Source organism: Catonella sp. (genome assembly GCF_052173895.1).
Lineage (GTDB): Bacteria > Bacillota > Clostridia > Lachnospirales > Lachnospiraceae > Catonella.
Genome location: NZ_JBQMXS010000028.1, coordinates 1 through 23,651, shown reverse-complemented (window position 1 = coordinate 23,651; position 23,651 = coordinate 1). Strand labels below are relative to the sequence as shown.

The following is a 23,651-nucleotide window of genomic DNA, read 5'->3' as shown; positions in this document are numbered from 1 at the left end:
AATATGGAGGCTGATATAATTAAGACAGCTAAGGAGAGCCTTGCGGCAGAAGATGCATCTATAATTGAAAACGGCCTTAAGCAGGTTTCCGGAATGACAGGAATGCTTGGAAATTAAAATTAATTTGATTCTAAATTTATTTATATGGTGAGTTAAAGCACTTTGCACTTTGCAAGGTGCTTTAATCTTAGGCAGATGGGAGAAACTATGGAGCTTAAGATAAGAAATCTATCAAAAATGATAGATAATAAACATATTATTGATGGACTCAACCTTTATTTAAAATCAGGTGATGTGTTGGCATTACAAGGGAGAAATGGCTGTGGTAAGACCAGTTTATTAAAAATAGTTGCAGGAATTGATAAGGATTTTGATGGAGAGGTTGAGGTTGATAAAAATTTAACAATTGGTTATGTGCCTCAAGAAATAATTTTATTTGAACAATTAAGTATAAAAGATAATTTAAAGGCTTTTTGCAATGGGGAAAATGCTAAGGTTGATTATCAAAGAATTGAACTTTTTGCCGAAGAATTGGGAATATATACTTTGCTCAAGAAAAAGACAGGTAAACTTTCAGGTGGGCAGAAGAGGCTGGTAAACTTTATTATAGGATTTTCAAACAATCCCAACCTTATCTTGTTAGATGAGGTGATTGAAGGGATGGACAAAGAAACTGTAGGCAAGGTTATAAAACTTATAAATGATATAAAGAAAGATAAGATTATTATTGTTACCTCACATCAAGAAGAATTTATAAATGAAGTTTGTAATTTGTGGGGAAAAATGATTGATGGAAAACTGGAGCTTAGTTATGAGCATTAAAAATATAATCAAATTATTATTAATTCAATTAAAGCTTGATTGTATAAGATTAAAAGCAGTTTCATTTTCATTCTTTTTAGTAATTCTAATATGTTTTATGTTTATCTTTGTCTGGAGAAAATCAACTGCGATAAAGCCGGATATAATTATATGCAATGAAGAAAGAGGTATGTTTGCAGGCCTTGTGATTAATTCAATATTAAATGATAGAATAACGGAGATTGTTAATTTTGTGCAAGAAGACTATGAAATAGGAAGAGAAGAAGTAGATAGGGGAAGGGCTTTGCTTTTATTGCATATAAAAAAGGATACAATTAATACCTTATATCAAGGGAAAAAGGCAGAAATAGACATTTATGCAAAGAATGAGAATAATGATTTTGCAAGGCTTATAATAAGCTATGTCAGGGGATTTACAGATATAATTAATGTTTCGCAAAATGCTGGGCTTTATTATATGGAAGTTTTATCTGAAAATGGAAAAAACGATGAGGAGAGGTTTGCCAAATTTTCAGAACTTCAGAGAGATTATATGAAACTGATTTTATTAAGAAACAGTATTTTCGTAGGAAGTGACGATATAATGGGGATTAGCAAGGAAGAAGTAAAATTTGGATATAATCTTCTGATTGCAATTATTCTAGTAGGGTTAAGCATTGAAAAGATGTTTCACAGCATTTTGTTTTGCAAGATGTTAAAGCAGAGGCTTTTGATGTCGGGAATACTTAATGTTGAATTATATATTACATTCATTATAGAATTGATTTTTATGAATCTGTTTATTTGGATTATTTTGATTAATATAGGCAGGTTTATAGGGATAGGTGGTTAAATGTATAGCTTAATCAGAATAAAAAATGAACTTTTAAGTAAATCTGTTTTTGTGCTTATATTACTTTCACTTTTGTTTATATTTGTATTCAATATTTTTGATAAAAGTATATCAGCTCCCAGCAAATTTAAAATAAAAATATCAGATGATGATAAAAGCATGATTTCTAGAAAGGAAATGGAAAGTCTTTCAGAACTCGATAACATAGTGGCTGTTTCGGAAGATGCGGATATTGAATATATTATAAAAAAGGATTTTGGAAAAAATTTTTTACTAGGGAATTTTGATGGACTGATTCAAGTAAAAAGAAATAATTTTAAAGTTGGAGTAGGACTTATAAATGACAGAATTGCGACAAAGTTAGTAAGTGATTATATCTATTTTAATTTATATGATAGGGTAAAGATTGAAGAGGAGATTGATTTTGAAGAATATGAAAAGAGTTTGGTAAAGACTAAGTTTGCCAATCAGATTTTAGATATAAATGTAAATGATAGGAAAATAGCTGAGAGCATTAATAAAGGGATTGATTATTCTTCATATATAATATTGGCCTTTCTTATGGTAATAAGTTTACAGCTAGGAAATATAGGCTTTTTATACATAAAAACTATAAGAAATAAAGGAGTTTTAAATAGGATAATGCTTTCAGGAGTTAAGGAGAGAGTGATACAGGGAACAGAAATTATGCTTGCAATATTAAAATACTTGATTTTTCTTTTTCCTATGTTTTTTTTCATGGAAATAAAACTTAAACAATATGTGGTTGTGGCCTTTTTCTTTTTCATTAATTTATTGGCATCATATTTTTTGGAAAAATTGTCAAAAACCGAAGAGGCATTTAAGTTTATTACAAATAGCCTTATGATATTATTTCTTTTTATTGGAATGATGATTTATTTTTATTTTTAAAATATCTTGAATCTTTTATAAGATAGTATTATAATAATTAATTGAGATTTTAACGCTAAACTGAATATTTTAGCTTATTCTCAAAAATTATATACAGGAGGGAAAGATGAAGAAAACATCAATTAAGACACTTATTGCAGTTTGTTTTGTGGGAATGCTTATTATTTCAAATCTTATTATGCTACTCATAAATCAAGGCTCAATAAGAAGATTTTTTAGAGAACAGGTTTATGATGACATGGGAGTGATTCTTGAGCAGACTGCACTTCATGTAGAGTCTGAATTGGAGTCGGTTGAAAAGTCGTTAAATGAACTTTCTAGAAATTCTATGCTTACCAATGATACAATACCTTGGGCAGATAAGGTGGCATTTTTTGAAAAAAGGGCAGAAGAACTTGGGTTTACTCTGTTTTTTTATACTGATGCTAAGGGAATGTGCAAAAATCTTACCACAAGTGCAGATAGCTTTGATGTTTCAGATAATGAATATTTCAAACAGGCAATACAGGGAAGGGTATATACTTCAAAGATTAGAACTGATGCACTTGATGGTTCAAAAATAGTTATTGTTGCAGCTCCTCTGTATAGAAACGGAAAGATAGATGGTGTATTTGCAGGGTGTAAGTCAACCCGATTTTTAAGTGATGTTTGTGCTAAATTTAAGTGGCAGGATTCAGGTATTTTAGCAGTATATGATGAAGAGACTACATTGATAGGGCATACAAATAAGGGACTTGTGGATTCAGGACTTAATGTAATGGAAAAAGCAAGTGATCCTGATTATAAAGAGGTATCGGAATTTTTTGCAAATGAAGTTAAGACTAAAACATCAGGAGTGGGAGAATACTGTTTTGCAGGTAATGACAAGCTTGCAGGTTTTTATAATATAACTGATAGAGGAATAACGGTATTAGCATCTATAAATGCGAAGGAAGTATTTTCTTCAGTAACCAATCTGACAGTATTTCTTATAGTAATTGCACTTGTTGTAATGGTTATAGGTACTATTTTTGCATTCTTCATTGCATCTATGATATCAAAACCTATTAATTCACTTAAGGAAGATATTACTGAGATTTCAGAGTATAATTTAAGTGCCAAGCCTAAGAATGATTATTCGAAGAGAAGAGATGAGGTTGGTGATATTTATAGGGCAACTCAGGATTTAAAAATTAAATTTGTAGAGATAGTGGATAAAATGAAATCTTCTTCTCAGGAATTGAACGTATCTTGTCAGAGTTTCTTTGACAAATCAGAGAAGGTAAGCCGTTCTAGTGATGAAATAGCAAAGACATTGGAAGAAATAGCACATGGAGTGACTTCTCAGGCAGAAGATACTCAGGTTGGTGTTATTCAAGTGCAGAATTTAAGCAATTTGATTGAACAAAATGATTCTAATCTTAAGATACTGGGTGAAGCGGCAGGAAATGCTGAGGTACTGAAAAATGAAGGAATTGTCACTATGAAGGAATTGCTTAAGTCTACAGAAAGTAACAAGGCAATATCGAATGACATTAAGAAAGCTATAGACAATACTCAGAGCAGTGTAGATGAAATAAAGATTGCCGGAGAAATGATTCGCTCTATAGCAGAACAGACCAATCTCCTTGCCCTTAATGCCGCAATTGAGGCAGCAAGAGCAGGTGAGGCAGGTAAGGGATTTGCAGTAGTTGCAGAAGAAATAAGAAAGCTTGCAGAAAATTCCAGTAAGTTTACAGAAAATATCAATCAATCAGTTAATGAACTTTTAAATAGGACAGCTTATGCCGTAGAAAAAATAAATGATTCTACGGAGATAGTAGATAATCAGTCGCATAATGTTGATGAGGTAAGGGATCGTTTTAGTGGAATTTCAAACGCAATTACTGAACTGAAGGCAGCTATGGATGAAATTATTACTTCTAATAAACAGATTGATGATTCGCAGAAAAAGTTATATACTATTATGGAAAATGTATCTGCACTTTCAGAAGAAAATTCGGCAGCTACGCAGGAAATATCGGCATCGACACAGGAACAGGCATCAACTTTTGAGGAAGTTAAGGATGAGAGTCAGGTTCTTATGGAACTCTCAAGAGAGCTTGATGAGATTATACAGAGATTTAAATTATAAGTTAATTGTATAAAATTTTGAAAAAGGTAGCAGAACCTATTATAAGGTTTGCTACCTTTTTTATTGTTTTAATAGGAAGATTATTTAAAATTATCTATTAAAAAATAAATTATTTTAGAATTTTAATAATTAATTTAAAATAGTGATAAAACTATTGCAAAAATATCAGAAATTTATTAAAATGTAACTATAATAAGAATGATGAAAATTCATAATAAGTAGTTAAAAATATTTATAATTATATAATATTTTAACAATTATATAATTATGAAATAATGAATTTTCTGCATTAATAACTAAAAATTTAATTTTTGGAGGAGAAAAAATGAGAAAATTATCAATTAAGACATTAATTACGGTTTGCTTTGCAGGAATACTCATTGTTTCAAGTTTGCTCATGCTTTTTGTAACGCAGGGTATGGTAAAAAAATATTTTAGAAAACAGGTGCATGATGATATGAAAGTCATAGTTGCACAGGTGGCAAGCAACATAAATATGGAACTTAAACTGGTTGAGAGTTCTGTAACTGAACTTTCTCAAAATGCTCTTTTAGCTGATAGGTACTCACTTTGGAGTGAAAAAACAGATTTTTTTGGAAACAGGGCAAAGGAGCTTGGATTTAAAAACTTTTTTTATACTGATAATGTCGGAAAGGCAACTAGCATAACTCCTGAAGCTGAAGTTTTCGATGTTGCTGAAATGGAATATTTTAAGCAGGCATTAACGGGCAAGCTATACATATCTGAAATAACTAATGATACAAAGGATGGCTCAAAAGTTATAGTAATTACAGCCCCATACTATAGATATGGTCAGATAGAAGGTGTATTTGGAGCAGTGAAAAGCATGGACTTTATGAACAAACTCTGTGCAGAATTTGAATGGCAGTCATCAGGTATTCTTTCTGTATTTGATAATAATACCCGATTAATCGCTCATACTAACAGCGAGTTAGTAGAAGAAGGACTTAATGTAATGGATAAGGCAGCAGATACTGCTTATGATGGTTTTGTAGATTTTTTTAATAATGAAGTAAAGCAGAATGATTCCGGAGTGGGAGAGTATAAGTTTTCAGGCAATAAAAAATTAGCAGGTTATTATAATCTTAAGAGCAGAGGGCTTACCTTGATTACATCTATAGATGAGGATGAAGTATATGCTCCTAGTGTGGAACTTACGGTATTATTGCTTGTTATTTCTATAATTATACTTGTCATTGGCATTGCAGCAGTATTTTTCATTGCCTCACTCATTGCGAAGGCGATAAAGTCCTTGAAGGAAGACATTACAAAGTTAGCAGAATATAATTTGAGAGCTGAGCCTAAGAATGATTATTCGAACAAAAAAAATGAAATTGGAGATATTTACAGGGCAACTCAAGAACTTAAGGCGAATTTTGTAGAGATTATTGAGAAGATGATTAATTCTTCAAAGGAACTGAATTTGTCTTGTCAGAGTTTCTTTGATAAATCAGATAAAATCAGTGAATCTACAGAACAGATTGCAAAAACTTTGGAAACTGTAGCACATAGTGTAAGTTCACAGGCAGAAGATACTCAAGTTGGTGTGGTTCAGGTGGAATATTTGAGTGAGATGATTGATAAAAATGATTCCAATCTTAAAATATTGAAAGATGCTTCGGGAAATGCAGAAGAGCTAAAGAATGAGGGAATGATTACAATGTTAGAGCTTTTAAAGTCTACTGAAAGCAATAAAGTTATATCAGGAGAGATAAAGGAGGCTATTGACAATACCCAGATAAGTGTTGATGAAATAAAGTCAGCAGGTGAGATGATTCGTTCTATAGCAGAGCAGACCAATCTTCTTGCACTGAATGCTGCTATAGAGGCAGCTAGGGCAGGTGAGGCAGGTAAGGGATTTGCAGTTGTTGCAGAAGAAATAAGAAAGCTGGCAGAAAATTCAAGTAAGTTTACAGAGAATATTAATCAGTCTGTAAACGAATTGCTAAAGCGAACAGCGTATGCTGTAGACAAAATAAATGAATCTGCCGAAATAGTAGTTAATCAGGCAAATAATGTTGACGAAGTGGAAGTCCGTTTTAAGGGAATTTCAGATGCAATTACTAAGCTAAAATTGGCTATGGATGAAATTATTATTTCAAACAAACAGATTGGCGAGGCACAAGGAAAATTATACGATATTATGCAGAATACTTCAGCATTATCAAAAGAAAATTCAGCTGCTACGGATGAAATCTCTGCATCTACTGAGGAACAGGCCAGAACATTTGAAGAGGTAAAGAATGAAAGTCATGCCCTTATGGAACTCTCCATGGAACTTGATGAGGTTATTAAAAAATTTAAGTTATAAGACTTGCAATTACAACGAAATTCTGTTAAAATACTTGCTAGTGTGTTTTGTGTTTAGATAATCTAAAATTTCCATTGGAGATAGAGGAGGTGCTGTAATGGCAAAGTGTGATGTTTGTGGAAAAGGTGTTAGCTTTGGTATAGCTGTGAGCCATTCCCACAGAAGAAACAACAGATCATGGAAGGCTAATGTAAGAACTGTTAGAGTTAAAACTCCAGGCGGAGCTAAGACTATGCATGTTTGTGCTGCTTGCCTTCGTAGTGGCAGTGTAGAGCGCGCATAATTAAATAATGATAAAAGAGGCTGTTACCGGAGTAGTGACAGCTTTTTTTATGCAATTATAGAATTAAAAAAAATGGTTAGGAGAGTTGATATGGAACAGTACAAGAAAGAGTTTATTGACTTTATGGTTGAATCGGAGGTTCTTAAATTTGGTGATTTTACGCTTAAAAGTGGAAGAAAATCACCATTTTTTATGAATGCCGGAGCCTATGTTACCGGTGGGCAGCTAAGAAAACTTGGTAAGTTCTATGCAATGGCAATACATGAGGCTTATGGTGATGATTTTGATATACTTTTCGGGCCGGCTTATAAGGGGATTCCATTATCTGTAGCTACAGTAGCAGCATTTGATGAACTTTATGGAAAGGAAATAAGATATTCGTCAAATCGAAAAGAAATTAAGGATCATGGTGATACAGGAATATTGCTTGGAAGTAAGATGAAATCTGGTGATAAGGTAGTTATTATTGAGGATGTTACAACATCAGGTAAGTCTATTGAAGAAACCTATCCTATAATAAAGTCAATGGGTGATGTAAATGTAGTAGGAATGATGGTTTCTCTTGACAGAGGCGAAAAGGGTAAGGGAGAAATAAGTGCCCTTAATGAAGTAGCAGAAACCTACGGATTTCCTACCGGAGCAATAGTTACCATGAAAGAGGTAATAGAATATTTATATAATAGAGAAGTTAAGGGGAAAATTGTCATTAATGATGAGCTTAAATTAAGAATCGATGAATACTATAATCAATATGGAGCAAAATAAATGGTAGAAATTAGGGAATACAAGGGACATATTAGAAATCATAAGGCACTTTGTAAAGAATTGGGGCTTGCTGAGAATTTGGGTAGGGAAGAAAGAGAAAATCTTATTTTAATAAAAGCTTACGAAAAGTGGGGAATGGAGATGTTAAATCATCTTTATGGAATGTTTGCTTTTGCCATAGTTGATGGGGATAAAATTATTTTGGTAAGAGATCATTTTGGTGCAAAGCCATTTTATTATTATAAGACTGCTGATGAAAGATTGATTTATGGTACACAGATTAGAAAAATAATGGAAGATACTGCTTTTGTAAAGGAGTTTAATCTACCATTGTTACAGATATATTTAAGCCTTACTTATACGCCTGGGGATGAGACATTTTTTAAGGGTGTAAAGAAATTAATGCCGGGTCATTTTCTTGTTTGGGAAAATGGAAAAATGAACATTTCCAGATATTATAAGTATGAAATGGATATAGATAATACTAAGACGATTGAAGAATTTTCTGAAGAAATACATAGTATGGTAACTCAGATTTTCACTGAGATAAAGGATGAGGGTGAAGAGGCAGCATCATTTTTGTCCGGTGGAGTGGATTCATCTTATGTACTTGCTATGTCTGATGCAAAGATTTCAGCTTCATGTGGATATGAGGATGAGAGGTTTGATGAGTCCTATCTAGCAAAAGAGACATCAAAAATATTAAATAGGGAAAATATGACAAGTATTATTTCTCCTGAGGAATATTTTGATATAGTACCTTTTGTTATGGAAAATATGGAACAGCCACTTGCAGATGCATCAGCTATTGCGTTTGCCCTTGGATGTAAGGCAGTAGCAAAGAAAACAAAGCTTTGTTACTCCGGTGAAGGAGCAGATGAATTTTTTGGCGGATACAATATGTATAGAAATGCCGAAAGATATGGAGATAATCTGAAAGATTTTTATGTTGGAAATACCAATATAATGAAGGAAGATGAAAAAAAGGCTATTTTGAAAGTTTATGATGAAAATAATCTTCCTATAAATTATGTAAAAGATTTGTATGAGGAAATGGAAGGCTTGGATCCTTTAAGCAAGATGTCTTTGGTTGACATAAGTGTATGGCTTGAAGGGGATATTTATCTCAATGTGGATAAAATGAGTACAGCAGCAGGTCTAGAGATAAGGATGCCTTTGACTGATAGAAGGATTTTTGATATTGCAAGAAAAATGCCGCCTCAGTTTAAGGTAAATGAAACACAAAATAAGGTTGCTTTCCGTAATGCAGCAGTGAAAGTCTTGCCTGAAGACATTGCGTACAGAAAGAAACTTGGTTTCATAGTTCCAATCAGAATTTGGTTAGCTGATGAACGCTATAATAAAGATGTAGTCAGATTATTTAACAGTGAGATTGCAGAAAAATTCTTTGATGTTAAGGCTATTAATGCAATTTTTGAGGACTATATTGGTGGAAATTCTGATAATTGGCGTAAAATTTGGACAATATATACATTTTTACTTTGGTATTCTGTGTATTTTGCACAAAAATAACTGGTAAATTGCTGGGTTTAAACTTTGTGTGAATTGTACAAAAAATCAGATAATTTTTCTATTCAGATACTCTCTGAAATATCTTTACAAATGATATTTTAGGGAGTATTATTTTTTTAGGGAAACATAAGACTTAAATCTGATGATAGAGTTCTTAATTTTTATTTATTATTTTATAAAATCAAATTAATTCAATTTTTTAATGTTTGGGAGGTATTTATGCTTGTGGCCTTTTGGAGCAGTGCAGAGATACGAACAGGAGTTACTACTAACACTGCACTGATTTCTCATTTTTATGCTCAAAGATATAAGAAAAAAGTAGCACTATTCGAAAATCATGTTCCGGGAAGACATGGATTAGAAGACATTTTAATTGGTAAAAAACAGTTGTCCTTTCTATTTGAAGAACCAATATATTACAACAGGAATAATAATATAAATTATTTTTATGGATTAATGAAGGCTGGACTTCCAGTTAATGGATTAAGTAATGCAGCTCTAAGAATGGCAAATGGCAGACTGCATTATTTTCCACAAAATTCATTAAACCATGATTTATTTGATTATGAAATGAATAAGATAATTGACAGATTATTGGATGAACTGGATGAAAGGTATGAAGTGGTATTTTCAGATTTAAAAAGAACACATACTATGACAACTAAGAAGATTATAGAAAGAGCAGATCTTTTATTTATCAACTTACCACAGGATGACATTGATATTAAGGGTATTTTAAATGAATATTCTTTAGATAAAAATAAAGTTTATTTTATTGTAAGTAGGTATAAAAGTGCAGCTGATACAAAATTTGAAGAATTAATGTCTGAGTATGGAATTACTGAAGAGAGAATATCATATATTCCTTATTATGAATCGTTGACAGGAATATGTAAAAATGGCAATTTAGCAAGTTTCTTAATAAAAAATCTTTGGTCTACAAGAAAAGAAAAAAGTTATGAATTGATTTCACAGTTGAGAAAACTTACCACATATATAAGAGATGTAGCAGAGACACAAGAGGAAAAGGAGCTGAGTATATGATAAGCAGCTTTGATGAACTTTTAATAGCTGTAAAAGGAGATTTTACACAGTTATTAAGGGTTAATTTGAATATTGGACCATTTTTGATAAAGGAAAAAATGGCAAGAATAGAAAGAAGGGAAGAATTAAGAGAGGCATTAAGAACCTGTGGTTCAGGAAATGAATCATCAAAGATATTTGTTAAAAATTATATTATTTCACTTCTTGCAGAAAAATATAAAATATCTGAAGAAAATATTGGATTGTTTTTAATAGAAGATGCTGAATATAAGTTTAAGCTCATGCTAGAAAAAAGTATAACAAAATATGGAAAACTTGGACTTGAGAAACTAATTGATACATATTTTTCAGAAGTGGTAACAAGGCCTGAAAAAAGAGATATAGACGAAAAAGAATTAAATAGAGCCTTTGCCAAATTTAGAAATCATCAAGTTTCTTTTCCTGAGAAAATGGAAATTTTATGTCAGAAAATTTATGAAAATTACAAGGGCAATGGAATTATAGATGTTCTATTACCATTAGTAATAGATGGAATTTCCGGAGGGGTTTCTAATTATAATGGAAGTTTTTATGTTTGGATGATGTATAAAGGAAACACAATAAGTTTATCATTTTTAAAATTTAGTGGAGAGTCTGAAATTAAGCGGATATGCAGGAATTTATGCAAAAGTTATGGAATTGGCCAGTTATCTGAAAGAAGAGGGTATGTTGTAACAGAACTTGCAGATGGCTCTAGAGCCTCTATATCCAGACCTCCATTTTGTGAAAGCTGGAGTTTTTTTATAAGAAAGTTCAGAATGGAAAATATTTTGGAACTTGAAGACATAATAATAGGAGAGGGAGCAGCTAATATAATTAAGCTGTTAAAATATTTAGTAATTGGTGAAAGACTGATAGCGATTACCGGCGAACAGGGTTCAGGAAAAACTACTCTTTTGGCATCAATGGTTAAATTTATTCCTGATTGGATGAACATAAGAGTTGCAGAGATGTCTTTTGAATTACATCTGCGTTCAAGGTTTCCGGGGAGAAATATAGTCAGCTTTAAGGAAACTGATGGAATAGGAATACAAGAGGGGCTCGATTTTACAAAAAAAACAGATGGAAATGTAACTATATTGGGAGAAGTAGCAACTATGCAAGCCGTACTTTTTTTGGTACAGATTGCACAAAATGCATCATCGTTTACTTTATTTACTCATCATGCTAAGGATACAAATGCCCTTGTGCATTATATTAGAAATTCTCTTCTTATGCAGGGAAACTTTAGAAATGAAAAGGTAGCACTTATGCAGGCAGTAAATTCAGTAAGAATAAACATACATGTTAAAAAGAATTCTTTTGGAAAAAGATATATTGAAAAAATAAGTGAGATTGTGCCTTGTGAAAATGAGCAGGGGTTTATTGAGAAGATTATTGCCTACAATATGCGTGGAGAATATATTCTAAAGGATGAATTAAGTAGAGAAACTGAGGAGGCTATTTATGAAAGGTTGCCTGAAAATGAAGGGATGAAGTTTATCAAATATGTTAGGCAGTGGCAGAAGGTAAAAGATGGAAAGATGGTTATATAGTATTTATAAGATTTTATGTTTAAGTGGTATAGGAAGGATAGCTATTGGGAAAACAGAATATGAAGTTGGGAGATACCTGCCTTTTGATGATTTTGGATTGGGAGTCAATACAGTTAAGTTGCTAATGGCTAACTTATTAAAGTCTATATTGATATTTGTGATAGCTTTGGTAATTGCAGGGTTTGATAATAAGTATTTTATAGTGGCATTAGTTCTTGGAATAGCAATGTATAAAGATAGTTTTGCAAAGTGGAAAAGGAAACAGGAAAAGAATCTTCTAAAACAATTATCGATGTATTTGAATGAGCTGAGGAGAGAATATTATCGTTTTGGAGATGTGGAGGAAGCTTTTTTGGCAGCTTTTTCTGCTGCAGGCGAAGAACTTAAACTACACCTTGGATTGATTGAAGAGGAACTGGATGGAAATGGTATTCCGGAAAATTATAAAGTGGCAAGTCCTAATAGGTTTCTATTTATCTTCATAGCAATCTGCCAATGTGGAATAAAGTATGGAGATGCTGATAATGTATTTATATCTAATATAGATGAACTACAGAAAAATATTGATTCTGACTTATTAAAATGGGAAAGAGAAGATTTTATTTTTAGTACAGTATTTTTTGCGATAAGTTTTGCAATAATAACAATGCCGATAATGGAGAGATGGGCAGTATCACAGGTAGGGGATTTAGTAGATTTTTACAATGGCTTTAGGGGGAGTTTGACTAGGATTTTATGTATAGTTATTACGATGCTTTTCATTATATTTTTTGAAAAAATGCAAGAAATTAGAGAAGATGGAATAGAGCCTATTTTATCAATGATAATGGAAAATAAGCTTATAAATAAGGCATTGAAATGGCTATTTGAACATAGGAAGATGGAAAATGGAAAGGTGGCTAAAATTTTTAATGAGAATTTTCCGGAAAAGTCATATCAGCATTTTATACTAATGCGATGTTTCTGTTTTTTCTTTAGTTTTGGGCTCATAACTATATGGGCAGGATATTGGAAATTGTCTTATTTTATGATAATTCCAATAATATTTATTTCGTTTTTACTGAGTTATATTCCGTATACAGGCTTGATTATAGATGGGATGTTTTATGAAGCTGTGCTTGAAGAGGAGATAGGACAGGTACGACTTATGACAATTTCTCTTGCTAGTGTTATAGGAATGACAGTTGAAGAAATTTTGCTATGGACTGAAAATTTTACGCTTATTCTTAAAGAAAGTGTAGCATCTTGTATAGATGAGCTGGATGTTAATGAGCATAAGGCATTAGACGGCTTAAGGAGTCGTTGGCAAAAAACTAGTTTTATAAATGTAATTGATGATTTGATAGCTAGTGACAAAATAGGTATAAGTGAGGCATTTAAGGATTTGATGTCTAGAAAAGACTATTATACTGCAAAAAGACGGCAGGATCAGGAACTCATAGTGAGAAAAAAAGAGGCTATAATTTCCACATTTTTATATCTTCCGTTTATGATGACTGTTGGAGCATATATGATAGTACCATTTTTAGTTATAAGTATAAAAAATCTTTTGGATGTAACAGTAAAATTAACTTAATTTCAATGATGTGGAGTGAATTTTGAAAGGAGAGATAGTATGAGTAATGGATTAAAAGGATTGACACTGGCAGCAGGAGTGATTATTACCTGTATAGTTATAAGTATTGCATTTTTTGTAACGAGGGAGGCTAAAGACATAGCAGCACAAGGAATAAATCAAATGGGTGAGTACACAACGGAGATGGGAAATGGAGGAATTGAATTTTATAATGGCTTGACATTATCAGGAAATGAAGTGATAAGAACTGCAAAAAGATTAAAAAGTAAGACAGATATTTATATAGTTACCAATGAGACAAAGGGGAGTTCTCCTGAAGGTGTTAAGGTTGAAAATTCAAATTGGCTTACAAACAATGTTTATCAATATGGGAATTTTATTGGAAAGGTAAAATATAAAGATGATGGTAGCGTGGATAGGCTTACCTTTATCCAACAAGTTCAATAGGTAAGATTATGATTAGAATATTAGAATTGTTGAAAAAAACGGCTGCTCTATTTATATTTACAGTAGCAATAAGTCAGATTTTTCTATACGAAATGTATAGTGGAAATTTGGAGAAAATTATTAAGATGGAGCTGGTATGGAGGTTTTTGGTAAATTTTGGAGCATAATAATAGGTTTTATATTGATATTCATATGTCCGATATATCTTATCCAAATAAGGATAAAATCACTTATAGATATTGAAACAATCAATCTTACAGATAGGTTTTTAGATAAAGTTAAGTACACTGGATATATTGACAAGATGGAACTGGATAATTTTTATGTTAATCTTTCTAAGATTGGTGAAGATAAGGAAGTGAGACTTTTACATAGAAAAAGGGCAGTAAGACCAATTTTTCATAATGGAGATATAATTGATAGTCGTGAGTTCTATATAGAAGTATCAGATGCAGAAATAAAGAGTTTGTTAAAGAATAATTCTAAATATAAGTTTAAGATTGGTGATGAAGTATGCTGTACAATACATGATAAAGGTAAAATGCTAAATATGTTTCCACAAAAAACAATAGAGTTGGGAGGAATGGTAGAAAACGAGTATATCCAAAATTAGTTCACTAGTTTCTGTATTTGTAATGGTTATTGTCTTAATAGGAAGTTTAAAAATATGGTCATTACATATATTTTTTGAAGAAGGTATAGTTGCAGAAAATAAGATGATGGAATTAGCAGGTGCAGGAGTAAGTGATGTACAGGACGATTTTAGGACTGCAAGATATAATGTTAAACATAAATATTCAGAAGATCATTTGAAAAAAGAGTTATTCGGCTCTAATATTTCGATATCAAGAAATGAAAGTAAGATGTTTTGGTCAGAGTATATTAATAAAATAAAAGAAGACCGGCTTTTTCTTAAACAAAGGAAAGACATAATGTTTAATGGAAATTTGAAAGAAATTTATAAGCTTAAGTCTGAGAATAAGGAAAGAATATATTATTTTTTGTATAAAAATATATATCACAATACATATTTTTGCAGCCATATGCCTGAAAGTAAAAGTTTGGCAAAAATATATTCTTCAATTGAAGAGTGTGCATTATCAGGAGGAATGCCATGCAAAAAATGTGTACTGGGTCTTGAATGATTGGGAGGTAGATTTGGAAAATTCTTTGAAAATGTTGACTATTTCAGCAGGAATTTTTATAACTTGTGTGGTTATAAGCTTTAGTCTTTTAGTAATGCATGAGGGGAGGGCTTTAGGAAATATTTTTTTGAAGAATATTAATGAAAAAGAAAAGGATTATAGAGAATATAATTTGGCTAAATATGATTCTGAAATATTGACTGGAGCAGAAGTTATAAATATTACAAGAAAGCATCAAACTGATATAGAGGTTAGGGTAATTAATAATAGAGGTAGTAGAATATTTTCAAAATATAATGAATTTAGTATTGCTGCCAATATACCTGAGAATAGCTTTTATATAGAACCTTATGATGATTATATAGGTCATGTTGGAAGAAATGAAAATGGTAAAATTATTAGATTGAAATTTGAAATAAAAAGGGGATAATATGAGAAGCTTTAGTTTTAGAAAAATAGTTTTTATTAGTATGGTTATGGTATTTGTTTTTCTTATTTCAGCAGTGGACAAGAATATGGTATCTGCCGGGGAAAGCTGTAACGCTGAACAAGCAGTTGATTATATTGCTGAAAGGATAAATTTGGGCATACTTGAAGATAATAGTTTTGAAGGGAAAAAACGGGGAATAATAAGATTTGGAATTAATGGTGTGGAAAATTTAACATCCCCTGAAGAAAAAGTTACAGTAGAAAAATTATCTGCTATCTGTTGCTCAATAATGATGAAGCAGGGAGAAGTATGGGATTGGGATATTAAAAAGATTGAGGAGGGAAATTATAAACAGGATAATAGATATGATATTGGTGATCCTCCTGAATATCCCTATAAAGAGGTTGTGGAAAATGATATGATTTTTACCGCTACCAACATAAAAAAGTATAACAGGATAAATGATTTGGATGAAGTTGATGAAAAATATAGAGTATGTACCATACTGACATTATGTAACGGGATAATTATAGGTAAATCTTTAGGTAAATATTCTCAAAAAAGGAATATAGAACCTAAAAGAGAAGTTAGTTTATCTGAGATTAAGGCAGCAATAGACAGGACTTACAATAGCGAAAAAAGATATTTAATAAGTCTTGATGGACAGCTTATAAGGACAAAAAATCTTCCGGTAAATGCATCTGAGTATAAATATATACTTGACTCATTTCCAAATTCATTTTATGAAACAAGGTTTGATTATGAAAACTATCCTTCCACATATCGTACAGAACATCAAGATTATGAAAAACCAAAGTTTGCATTTGCAAAATATATGGATTATAGCATTTATGATGGTAACATATATGATAGGGCTGAGGTAGTGAGGAGGTTACAGGATTGTAGATTTAATGTTGATTATAGGACGATTGATAAAAAATGGGTGGATGAATTGGTAGACATTTATTCTTGCATGCGTGAAGAGGCGGAAGAAATAAAGAATATAAGAAAAGAAATAAATCAATATGTAAAATTTGTTAAGAAGAATAAGGTAATTATAGAAGCAGAGCCTTCGGCAACAGATGCAAGTGCAATATATTGTTTATCTGAGGGGGTTATGGCTCATACTTATATGAAATTTCGAATAGTATCTTGTAAGAATTTCAAAAAAAATTTTGATAAGATAATTTATGGAAGTCAAATGCTTGATAGTGCTTGGGGAATAGCAAAAAATTATAAAGATTTTGTGAAAATAGGTAAGTGGATTGAAGGCGTTTATGCTGTAAATTATCCTGAAATATTACATAATGAATTAAATTTTGAAGATTATCCTTGGAAATGGGCTAAATTGAGCTATATTGATAATTCGAGGAGGAATATTAGAAAGAAAAAGATATTAAAACAGTTTAAGATAACTAAAAAAGATAAGCTATGGTATGACCCTAAAGATACATATGTATTCTATGGCTGGAAATAATGATGAAACAGGTTAAGATGACTTGTCTGACAGTTATTGTATTTATATGTCTGATTTTTATTGTTAGTTTATCAGAAGTTAAGTCAGCATATAATTTGATTGTAGATAATAATAACGGTGATATTTCATGGGAATCTAAAGAAGCTGCGGCGGTTACAGGTATCAGATGGCAGACTAAGGGGTACTATCTATCTTTAGAACCGTCTGATAAGCTGGGGTATCCCCTTACACGAAAAAGTCCGATGATAACCTTGTATAGGAATGATATAACTGTAAAAGTTATGACAGTAGAAAAGCATAATGGGATTTATACTGTAAATAATACGGTGGATGGTAAATATATTAAAAGTCAGATGTTATCCAATAAGGCATTTTACAAAAAACTGATTGAAAACTATCAAAAAGGTAATAAAACCCTTTACTTGGATGCGTTCTTTGAAACCTATGAAGTTGTAACAGCTGAAGAAATTAGAAGAGCAGTGATTTCTGCTTATAATAAAAAGAAGAAAAAGGATTTTCTGAAACCAAATGGAAAATATGTTTATTTGAATAACTCGAAATATGATTATGATAAGAAAAAAGACATTGTAAAAAAGATTAGGCATGATAATTTGACGAATATCGATAAAATAAGGAATGCAGAAGCGTGGAGACCGATTACTAAAAAGCAATGGCATAATAAAGATTATTATAATCATGATTTTCAGTATGAAATATATTCTAATGTACGAGTAAAATATGTAGATAAAAGCGGAAAACTGCTAAAAGAAGTTAGAACTGCTAGTGGAAGTGTTGAGAATCCTCATAATAAATTTAATAGTAATGAAGCATATTTTGCATCTAAAATTACCGTTGACTTGCCGACAGAATTAGAAGCAAAGAAAAAGGGTAAATACATTAAGTATAGATTGGTAGCAAGTGAGTTTTATGAAACGGGTGATGCGAAAAAATCTATTAATAAAAAGTTTGGTAAAGGGGCAGATAAGCAGAAAATAGTTTTAGGAGATGATGAAGCTTTAGTTGTCGGTACATATGAAAAAACACATATTAAAGTTAAGGATTACACAGATGAGATTTATAACGAACTACCTGAGCCGGAGCCTATAGGGGTAATTGGCTCCGGAACACTTGAAAATTCACCTTTTGATATTGTAGATGGAATTCCGACAGATGAATATTATTATAAAAATGTTGTTACTGAAGAATACTTACTTAAATATAGATTTAAAAATAAAAATGGAGAGAAACTGTACAAGGTAAGAAGTTATATAACATGGCATCTAAGTTGGGTTTCAGGTAAGGGGAAAAATGCAGTATTGCATAAAGCAGTTAGAAGGAGAGATTATTTAACACAAGTAAAGAGAAAGTACTCATACTGGTATATTGATAATTTAGAAGTATATACACTGGATGGAGCAATTTTACATAATAAAGCATTGCCTGATACTGGAATTAAGATGATTCCAAATGGGTATATTAGACCTAAAATAGAATATATGGCAGATATATCAGAAATTGCACATTTAAAACCCCCACCGGAAAGTCTTAAGATAATAAATTTAGGGGCAAGACATGTAAATGGCTCAAGTATACCACCCTATGATCCACAAAATGAAATTGAAACTGTAGTTGGAGATGTTTTAGTAAAAAATGACAGTCTGTCTATTGATGGTAAAGTTATTATGGATGGAAAAGAAGTTAGGAAAGAAACTACTGTTCCAATTAAGCCAACTGCAAAAGGTAAAAAAACGGAAAAGAAGGTATTGTATGAATTTGGAAATAAAATTGAGAGCACTACACAGAATAATCTTTATGATAGCAGCGGTCAGGTAATGTATGTCTTGACTAATAGTATAAACCCAGAAGGTGATAATAATCTTGAATTTGATATAGAAGGAGTAAATCAAGTTATAGTTCATACACCTGTAATCTGTGATTATAATATCTTGGATGCAAAAAAATGGTGTCAGCTTATAAATCCAGATAAATCTCTGTATCAGCTTGTACTGGAAAAGGGATTTGATGTTGAAATTTTAACCATAGGCAGTCATTTAGATATAAAAGGTTATGGAAAGAGGGAATATGGAAAATATGTGCAAAAAAAAGAAATAATATTTCCTTTTGATGTGTTGGTTGGAGGTAATCTCCATGCTGCAAATGAACCAATAGAAGTATCCGGTAATACACATTTTCGCTTGCCGATGACCGTAGATGAAGGAAAGTATGTAATTCTGATAAGGACTTTTGCAATAAACTGTTTGAATGAACAGGACGAAGAATACTATGCCAATCTTTCCAGAGAAAATTATGTTGCTGAGAATAGGATAGGGGTTGAAGTTAGTGGACGGCTCATAGATTTTACTCTTAAAGATGTCAAAAATACCAAGATGTGGGAAAATGATAATGGAAGTTTTGCTATTGGAAATGGTATCAGACTTAATAAACTTCCTCTAGTTGAGGGGGACAATCCAAAGTTTAAAAATGAAGGTGCTTTTAAGAAAGGGTATGCCGTTAGGTATGAACTGACTACCATAGGGAACTATTATAATGAAATATATGGGATAATGATGGATTTTGATTTTTATGTGATAAATAGTGTGACAGGAGAAAGAAAACCGGTAGATGTTTATTATGAAGAAGTTTCTGAAAAAGAAGATAGGATCCTAGGATTAATTAGAATCGGTAGTAAAAAAGATAAGAACAATATTCATTATATAAAAAATGGTGACAAAAAGATAGGATTGTTTAGGTATGATAGGGCAATGCTCCCAAGGCAACTTTTAGCAATAGGAAGTAATAGGTATATTCAAAGATGGGGAGGTGAGTACTCTTTGCCTGAACGCATATATGTATGTGAGAAAGGCTTTAATTTGGAAGATTACCTGAAAAAGCATATGTCAATTCAATTTGATGAAAACTTTTGGATTAAAAGTGGTCAGCTGGTTGTGACAACGGACATTTCCACATTGAAGGGAGGAACAAAGATTTTAAGCTATATAAATGAAAAAAATGAGGCAGATGGGTATTTTAATAATTGGAAGTATGAAACTGCCGGAAGGAGAAAGTATACAGCAGGAGTTGGAGAACTAAAATTTATTGATGGAGATTTGTTTGTGTATGATTTATCGAAAAAAATATGGCAGGAGAGAAGGGCAGAAGTAAAAAAGGTATATTAAAAGCATTGACAAAATAGGAGCTAAAAGCTATCATCTTTATATTATCTGATAATTTGGAGAGGTCTATGCAGAAGATAGGATTTATAGGTTTTGGACTTATTGGCGGTTCACTTGCAAAAATATGGAAAAAAAAGCATCCTGAGTATGTATTTGTGGCATATAATTATAAGTTAGTAGAAGATGAAGAATTGCTGCTGGCAAAGGAAGATGGTATCCTTAGTGAGATAGTTAAGGATTTAAGAGAGTTTTCAGATGTTGATTTAGTTTTGCTTTCAGCTCCTGTAATGTCAAATATTGAGTATTTAAAGCAGTTAAAAACCATTATAAAAAAAGAGTGTATAATTACGGATGTTGGGAGTGTTAAGGGAAGTATAGCTGAGGAGGCTGTTAATCAAGGACTTACAGGACAGTTTATAGGTGGTCATCCTATGGCCGGTTCTGAAAAGATAGGATATAAAAATGCAAGTATTAGTCTTTTTGAAAATGCATATTATATATTAACACCGTTTGAAGATACAAAACAAGATAAATTAGATAAGCTTAGGAGTTTAGTGGAAGAAACTAAGGCTGTTCCGATAGTAATAGATGCCTTAAAACATGACAGCATAACTGCAGCAATAAGTCATGTGCCTCATGTAGTTGCATCTTCTCTAGTAGGTGTGGTAGCTAAGTCAGATGATAAGAATGGGCTTTTAGCAATGCTTGCGGCAGGGGGATTTAGGGATATAACGAGGATAGCCTCTTCATCACCTGCAATGTGGAGGGATATATGTCTTTCAAATAAAAAGAGTATTTCTGAATTTTTAGATAAATATATTGAAGAATTAGAAGTAGTAAAAGAGTTGATTTCAGTGGAAAATGAAGATAAGCTGTATGAGTTTTTTGATAGTAATAAGGATTATAGGGATTCATTGCCACTTAGGAAAAGCAATATGGCTATCTCGCATGAAATACTTTTATATGTTCCTGATGAGCCTGGTTCAATTGCAATTATGGCATCTATTCTTGCAGCAAAGGGAATAAGTATAAAAAATATGGGAATAGCACATAATAGGGAATATTCAGATGGTGTATTAAGAATAGAGTTTTATGATAATAACTCTAAGGAATTAGCACTGATAGCTATAAAAGAAAGAAATTATAAGATTTTTGATTAAAGAGGGAGGCCAATCTTATGTCCAAACTTTTATTTATATATAATCCTAATTCAGGTAAAGGAAATATTAGAAAAGAAGTTTCATTTATCTTGGAAAGTTTTTCTTCAAAAGGCTTTGATATTAGGGTATTTCCTACAGCTAAGGGTGGGGATGCCTCAGATATGGCAAGACTGGAAGCGCATAATTATGATTTATTAGTATGTGCCGGAGGAGATGGAACTTTTAATGAGGTTGCTAAAGGTCTTATGGAGGCTGAAAAAAATGGTGATAACATACCTGTTGTAGGCTATATTCCAGTGGGAACAGTGAATGATTTTGCAACCAGTATTGAGATACCTAAGGAAGTGGAAGAAGCGGTTGATGTGATATTAACCGGAACTGAAAGAGCAGTGGACATTGGTTCTTTTTGTGTAGGAAAGCAGGGAGATTTATATAGCTATTTTACCTATGTTGCTGCTTTTGGGGCATTTACAGAGGTATCTTATGAGACATCACAGGATGTAAAAAATGTAATAGGAAAGGCGGCTTATTTTTTGGAGGGAGTGAAAAGCTTACAGAAAATAAGATCTTATCATCTTAAAATATCGTATGATGGAAATGTTATTGAGGATGATTTTATTTTTGGGATGGTAGCAAATTCAAAATCAGTAGGTGGATTTAAGGGTATAACAGGGCCGGAGGTTTATTTGGATGATGGAGAATTTGATGCGATTTTTGTAAAAACGCCTAAAAATCCATTAGATTTGCAAAATATAATTAATTCATTTATTCTTATGGATATGAAGTCAGAGAATATCTGTCATTTTCATTCCGGAGACATTGTGATAGAAACAGATGAAGATTTGCAGTGGACTCTTGATGGTGAAGACGGTGGAGCACATAAAAATATTCATATTCATAACTATAAACAGGCATTGAAGGTGAAGGTGAGGTAAGTTATGGAAAGTAATAATGACTTTCTTACACTTACAATATGAAAATAGAAAAATATATCTGATAGAGCGAGGACGTTGTAATATATGAAAACCAGTGATTTTTTTTATGAACTACCAGAAGAGCTCATTGCACAAGATCCTTTAGAAGATAGGACAGCATCTAGGCTTTTAGTATTAGACCGGAATTCAGGTGAAATAAAGCATAGAGTATTTAGTGATGTGATTGATTATCTTAATGAAGGTGATTGTTTGGTAATTAATAATACAAGGGTAATTCCTGCAAGACTTATAGGAGTTAAAGAGGATACAGGAGCAAAGGTAGAAGTTTTGCTTTTGAAAAGGTTGCAAAATGATATTTGGGAGACTTTAGTAAAGCCCGGTAAGAAACTAAGACCTGGAGCTAAGGTGGTATTTGGAGATGGCAGACTTAAGGCTGAGATTCTTGAAATTGCAGAAGAGGGCAATAGACTGGTGAAATTTTATTATGAGGGTATTTTTGAAGAAATATTAGATTCGCTTGGAGAAATGCCTTTACCTCCATATATTACTCATAAATTGGAAGATAAAGAAATGTATCAGACCGTTTATGCAAAATTCAACGGTTCGGCAGCAGCACCTACTGCAGGATTGCATTTTACAAAAGAACTTCTTGATAAAATAGAGAAAAAAGGTATAAAGATTGTAGGAATAACTCTTCATGTGGGTTTAGGAACTTTTAGACCTGTAAAAGTAGAAGATGTGAATAATCATCATATGCATACTGAATGGTATGAAGTAAATAGGGAAGCAGCAGAAATAATTAATGATACAAAAAGGAATGGAGGAAGGATTATCTGTGTAGGTACTACAAGTTGTAGAACTATCGAATCCGTAGCAGATGAAAATGGATTGATGTCTGCAAAGACAGGTGAAACAGATATTTTTATTTATCCGGGATATAAGTTTAAGATCATGGATGGGCTGATAACGAATTTCCATCTTCCTGAGTCAACACTTGTAATGCTAGTATCTGCATTTGCAGGAAAAGAAAAGGTACTTTCTGCTTATGAGACAGCAGTAGGTGAGAGGTATAGATTTTTTTCTTTTGGAGATGCTATG

21 protein-coding genes are annotated in these 23,651 nt (G+C 32.0%); all 21 read left to right on the top strand.

Features of this window, described 5'->3' with window-relative positions; translation table 11 throughout:
* Positions 1–207 precede the first annotated feature (207 nt).
* On the top strand, positions 208–822 hold the full coding sequence (locus ACTTG8_RS06995; RefSeq protein WP_442561408.1) for an ATP-binding cassette domain-containing protein: 615 nt from the start codon (positions 208–210) through the stop codon (positions 820–822).
* A complete protein-coding gene (locus tag ACTTG8_RS06990; RefSeq protein WP_442561407.1) occupies positions 812–1,654 on the top strand; it encodes a hypothetical protein in 843 nt (280 codons plus the stop codon). Before ACTTG8_RS06995 ends, ACTTG8_RS06990 begins: the two co-directional genes overlap by 11 nt.
* Positions 1,655–2,566 (top strand): ABC transporter permease, encoded by a 912-nt coding sequence (locus ACTTG8_RS06985; RefSeq protein WP_442561406.1) that lies wholly within the window; start codon positions 1,655–1,657, stop codon positions 2,564–2,566. It abuts the gene before it with no gap.
* 106 nt (positions 2,567–2,672) lie between these two features.
* Positions 2,673–4,679 carry a methyl-accepting chemotaxis protein gene (locus ACTTG8_RS06980; protein ID WP_442561405.1) on the top strand — a complete coding sequence of 669 codons (2,007 nt, stop codon included), beginning with the start codon at positions 2,673–2,675 and terminating at the stop codon, positions 4,677–4,679.
* 325 nt (positions 4,680–5,004) lie between these two features.
* A complete protein-coding gene (locus ACTTG8_RS06975) occupies positions 5,005–7,011 on the top strand; it encodes a methyl-accepting chemotaxis protein (RefSeq protein WP_442561404.1) in 2,007 nt (668 codons plus the stop codon).
* A gap of 97 nt (positions 7,012–7,108) precedes the next feature.
* A complete protein-coding gene (gene rpmB / locus ACTTG8_RS06970) occupies positions 7,109–7,294 on the top strand; it encodes a 50S ribosomal protein L28 (protein ID WP_442561403.1) in 186 nt (61 codons plus the stop codon).
* Positions 7,295–7,384: 90 nt separating this feature from the next.
* Positions 7,385–8,059 (top strand): orotate phosphoribosyltransferase, encoded by a 675-nt coding sequence (pyrE, locus tag ACTTG8_RS06965; protein ID WP_442561402.1) that lies wholly within the window; start codon positions 7,385–7,387, stop codon positions 8,057–8,059.
* On the top strand, positions 8,060–9,592 hold the full coding sequence (locus tag ACTTG8_RS06960; protein WP_442561401.1) for an asparagine synthetase B family protein: 1,533 nt from the start codon (positions 8,060–8,062) through the stop codon (positions 9,590–9,592). It begins immediately after the preceding gene.
* A 219-nt stretch (positions 9,593–9,811) separates the two neighbouring features.
* Complete coding sequence (locus ACTTG8_RS06955) at positions 9,812–10,636, top strand: hypothetical protein (RefSeq protein WP_442561400.1); 825 nt, start codon at positions 9,812–9,814, stop codon at positions 10,634–10,636.
* A complete protein-coding gene (locus tag ACTTG8_RS06950; protein ID WP_442561399.1) occupies positions 10,633–12,210 on the top strand; it encodes an ATPase, T2SS/T4P/T4SS family in 1,578 nt (525 codons plus the stop codon). The genes ACTTG8_RS06955 and ACTTG8_RS06950 overlap by 4 nt, the downstream gene beginning before the upstream one ends.
* A complete protein-coding gene (locus ACTTG8_RS06945; protein WP_442561398.1) occupies positions 12,191–13,786 on the top strand; it encodes a hypothetical protein in 1,596 nt (531 codons plus the stop codon). The genes ACTTG8_RS06950 and ACTTG8_RS06945 overlap by 20 nt, the downstream gene beginning before the upstream one ends.
* A gap of 39 nt (positions 13,787–13,825) precedes the next feature.
* Positions 13,826–14,233, top strand: coding sequence for a hypothetical protein (locus ACTTG8_RS06940; RefSeq protein WP_442561397.1), 408 nt, complete (start codon positions 13,826–13,828; stop codon positions 14,231–14,233).
* An 8-nt stretch (positions 14,234–14,241) separates the two neighbouring features.
* Positions 14,242–14,400: a hypothetical protein gene (locus tag ACTTG8_RS06935; RefSeq protein WP_442561396.1), complete on the top strand. Its 159-nt coding sequence runs from the start codon at positions 14,242–14,244 to the stop codon at positions 14,398–14,400.
* Complete coding sequence (locus tag ACTTG8_RS06930) at positions 14,370–14,846, top strand: hypothetical protein (protein ID WP_442561395.1); 477 nt, start codon at positions 14,370–14,372, stop codon at positions 14,844–14,846. The genes ACTTG8_RS06935 and ACTTG8_RS06930 overlap by 31 nt, the downstream gene beginning before the upstream one ends.
* A 22-nt stretch (positions 14,847–14,868) precedes the next feature.
* Positions 14,869–15,378, top strand: coding sequence for a hypothetical protein (locus tag ACTTG8_RS06925; protein WP_442561394.1), 510 nt, complete (start codon positions 14,869–14,871; stop codon positions 15,376–15,378).
* Positions 15,379–15,391: 13 nt separating this feature from the next.
* Positions 15,392–15,808, top strand: a complete 417-nt coding sequence (locus tag ACTTG8_RS06920) for a hypothetical protein (protein WP_442561393.1) — start codon at positions 15,392–15,394, stop codon at positions 15,806–15,808.
* 1 nt (position 15,809) lies between these two features.
* The gene (locus ACTTG8_RS06915; RefSeq protein ID WP_442561392.1) at positions 15,810–17,285 is read left to right on the top strand and encodes a hypothetical protein; all 1,476 of its coding nucleotides are present in this window, start codon (positions 15,810–15,812) and stop codon (positions 17,283–17,285) included.
* Complete coding sequence (locus ACTTG8_RS06910) at positions 17,285–20,461, top strand: DUF5704 domain-containing protein (protein WP_442561391.1); 3,177 nt, start codon at positions 17,285–17,287, stop codon at positions 20,459–20,461. Before ACTTG8_RS06915 ends, ACTTG8_RS06910 begins: the two co-directional genes overlap by 1 nt.
* A 65-nt stretch (positions 20,462–20,526) precedes the next feature.
* Positions 20,527–21,618, top strand: coding sequence for a prephenate dehydrogenase (locus tag ACTTG8_RS06905; protein WP_442561390.1), 1,092 nt, complete (start codon positions 20,527–20,529; stop codon positions 21,616–21,618).
* 17 nt (positions 21,619–21,635) lie between these two features.
* Positions 21,636–22,553: a diacylglycerol/lipid kinase family protein gene (locus ACTTG8_RS06900; protein WP_442561389.1), complete on the top strand. Its 918-nt coding sequence runs from the start codon at positions 21,636–21,638 to the stop codon at positions 22,551–22,553.
* Positions 22,554–22,637: 84 nt separating this feature from the next.
* Positions 22,638–23,651: tRNA preQ1(34) S-adenosylmethionine ribosyltransferase-isomerase QueA (gene queA / locus ACTTG8_RS06895; protein ID WP_442561388.1), on the top strand; the 1,014-nt coding region annotated here is incomplete at its 3' end.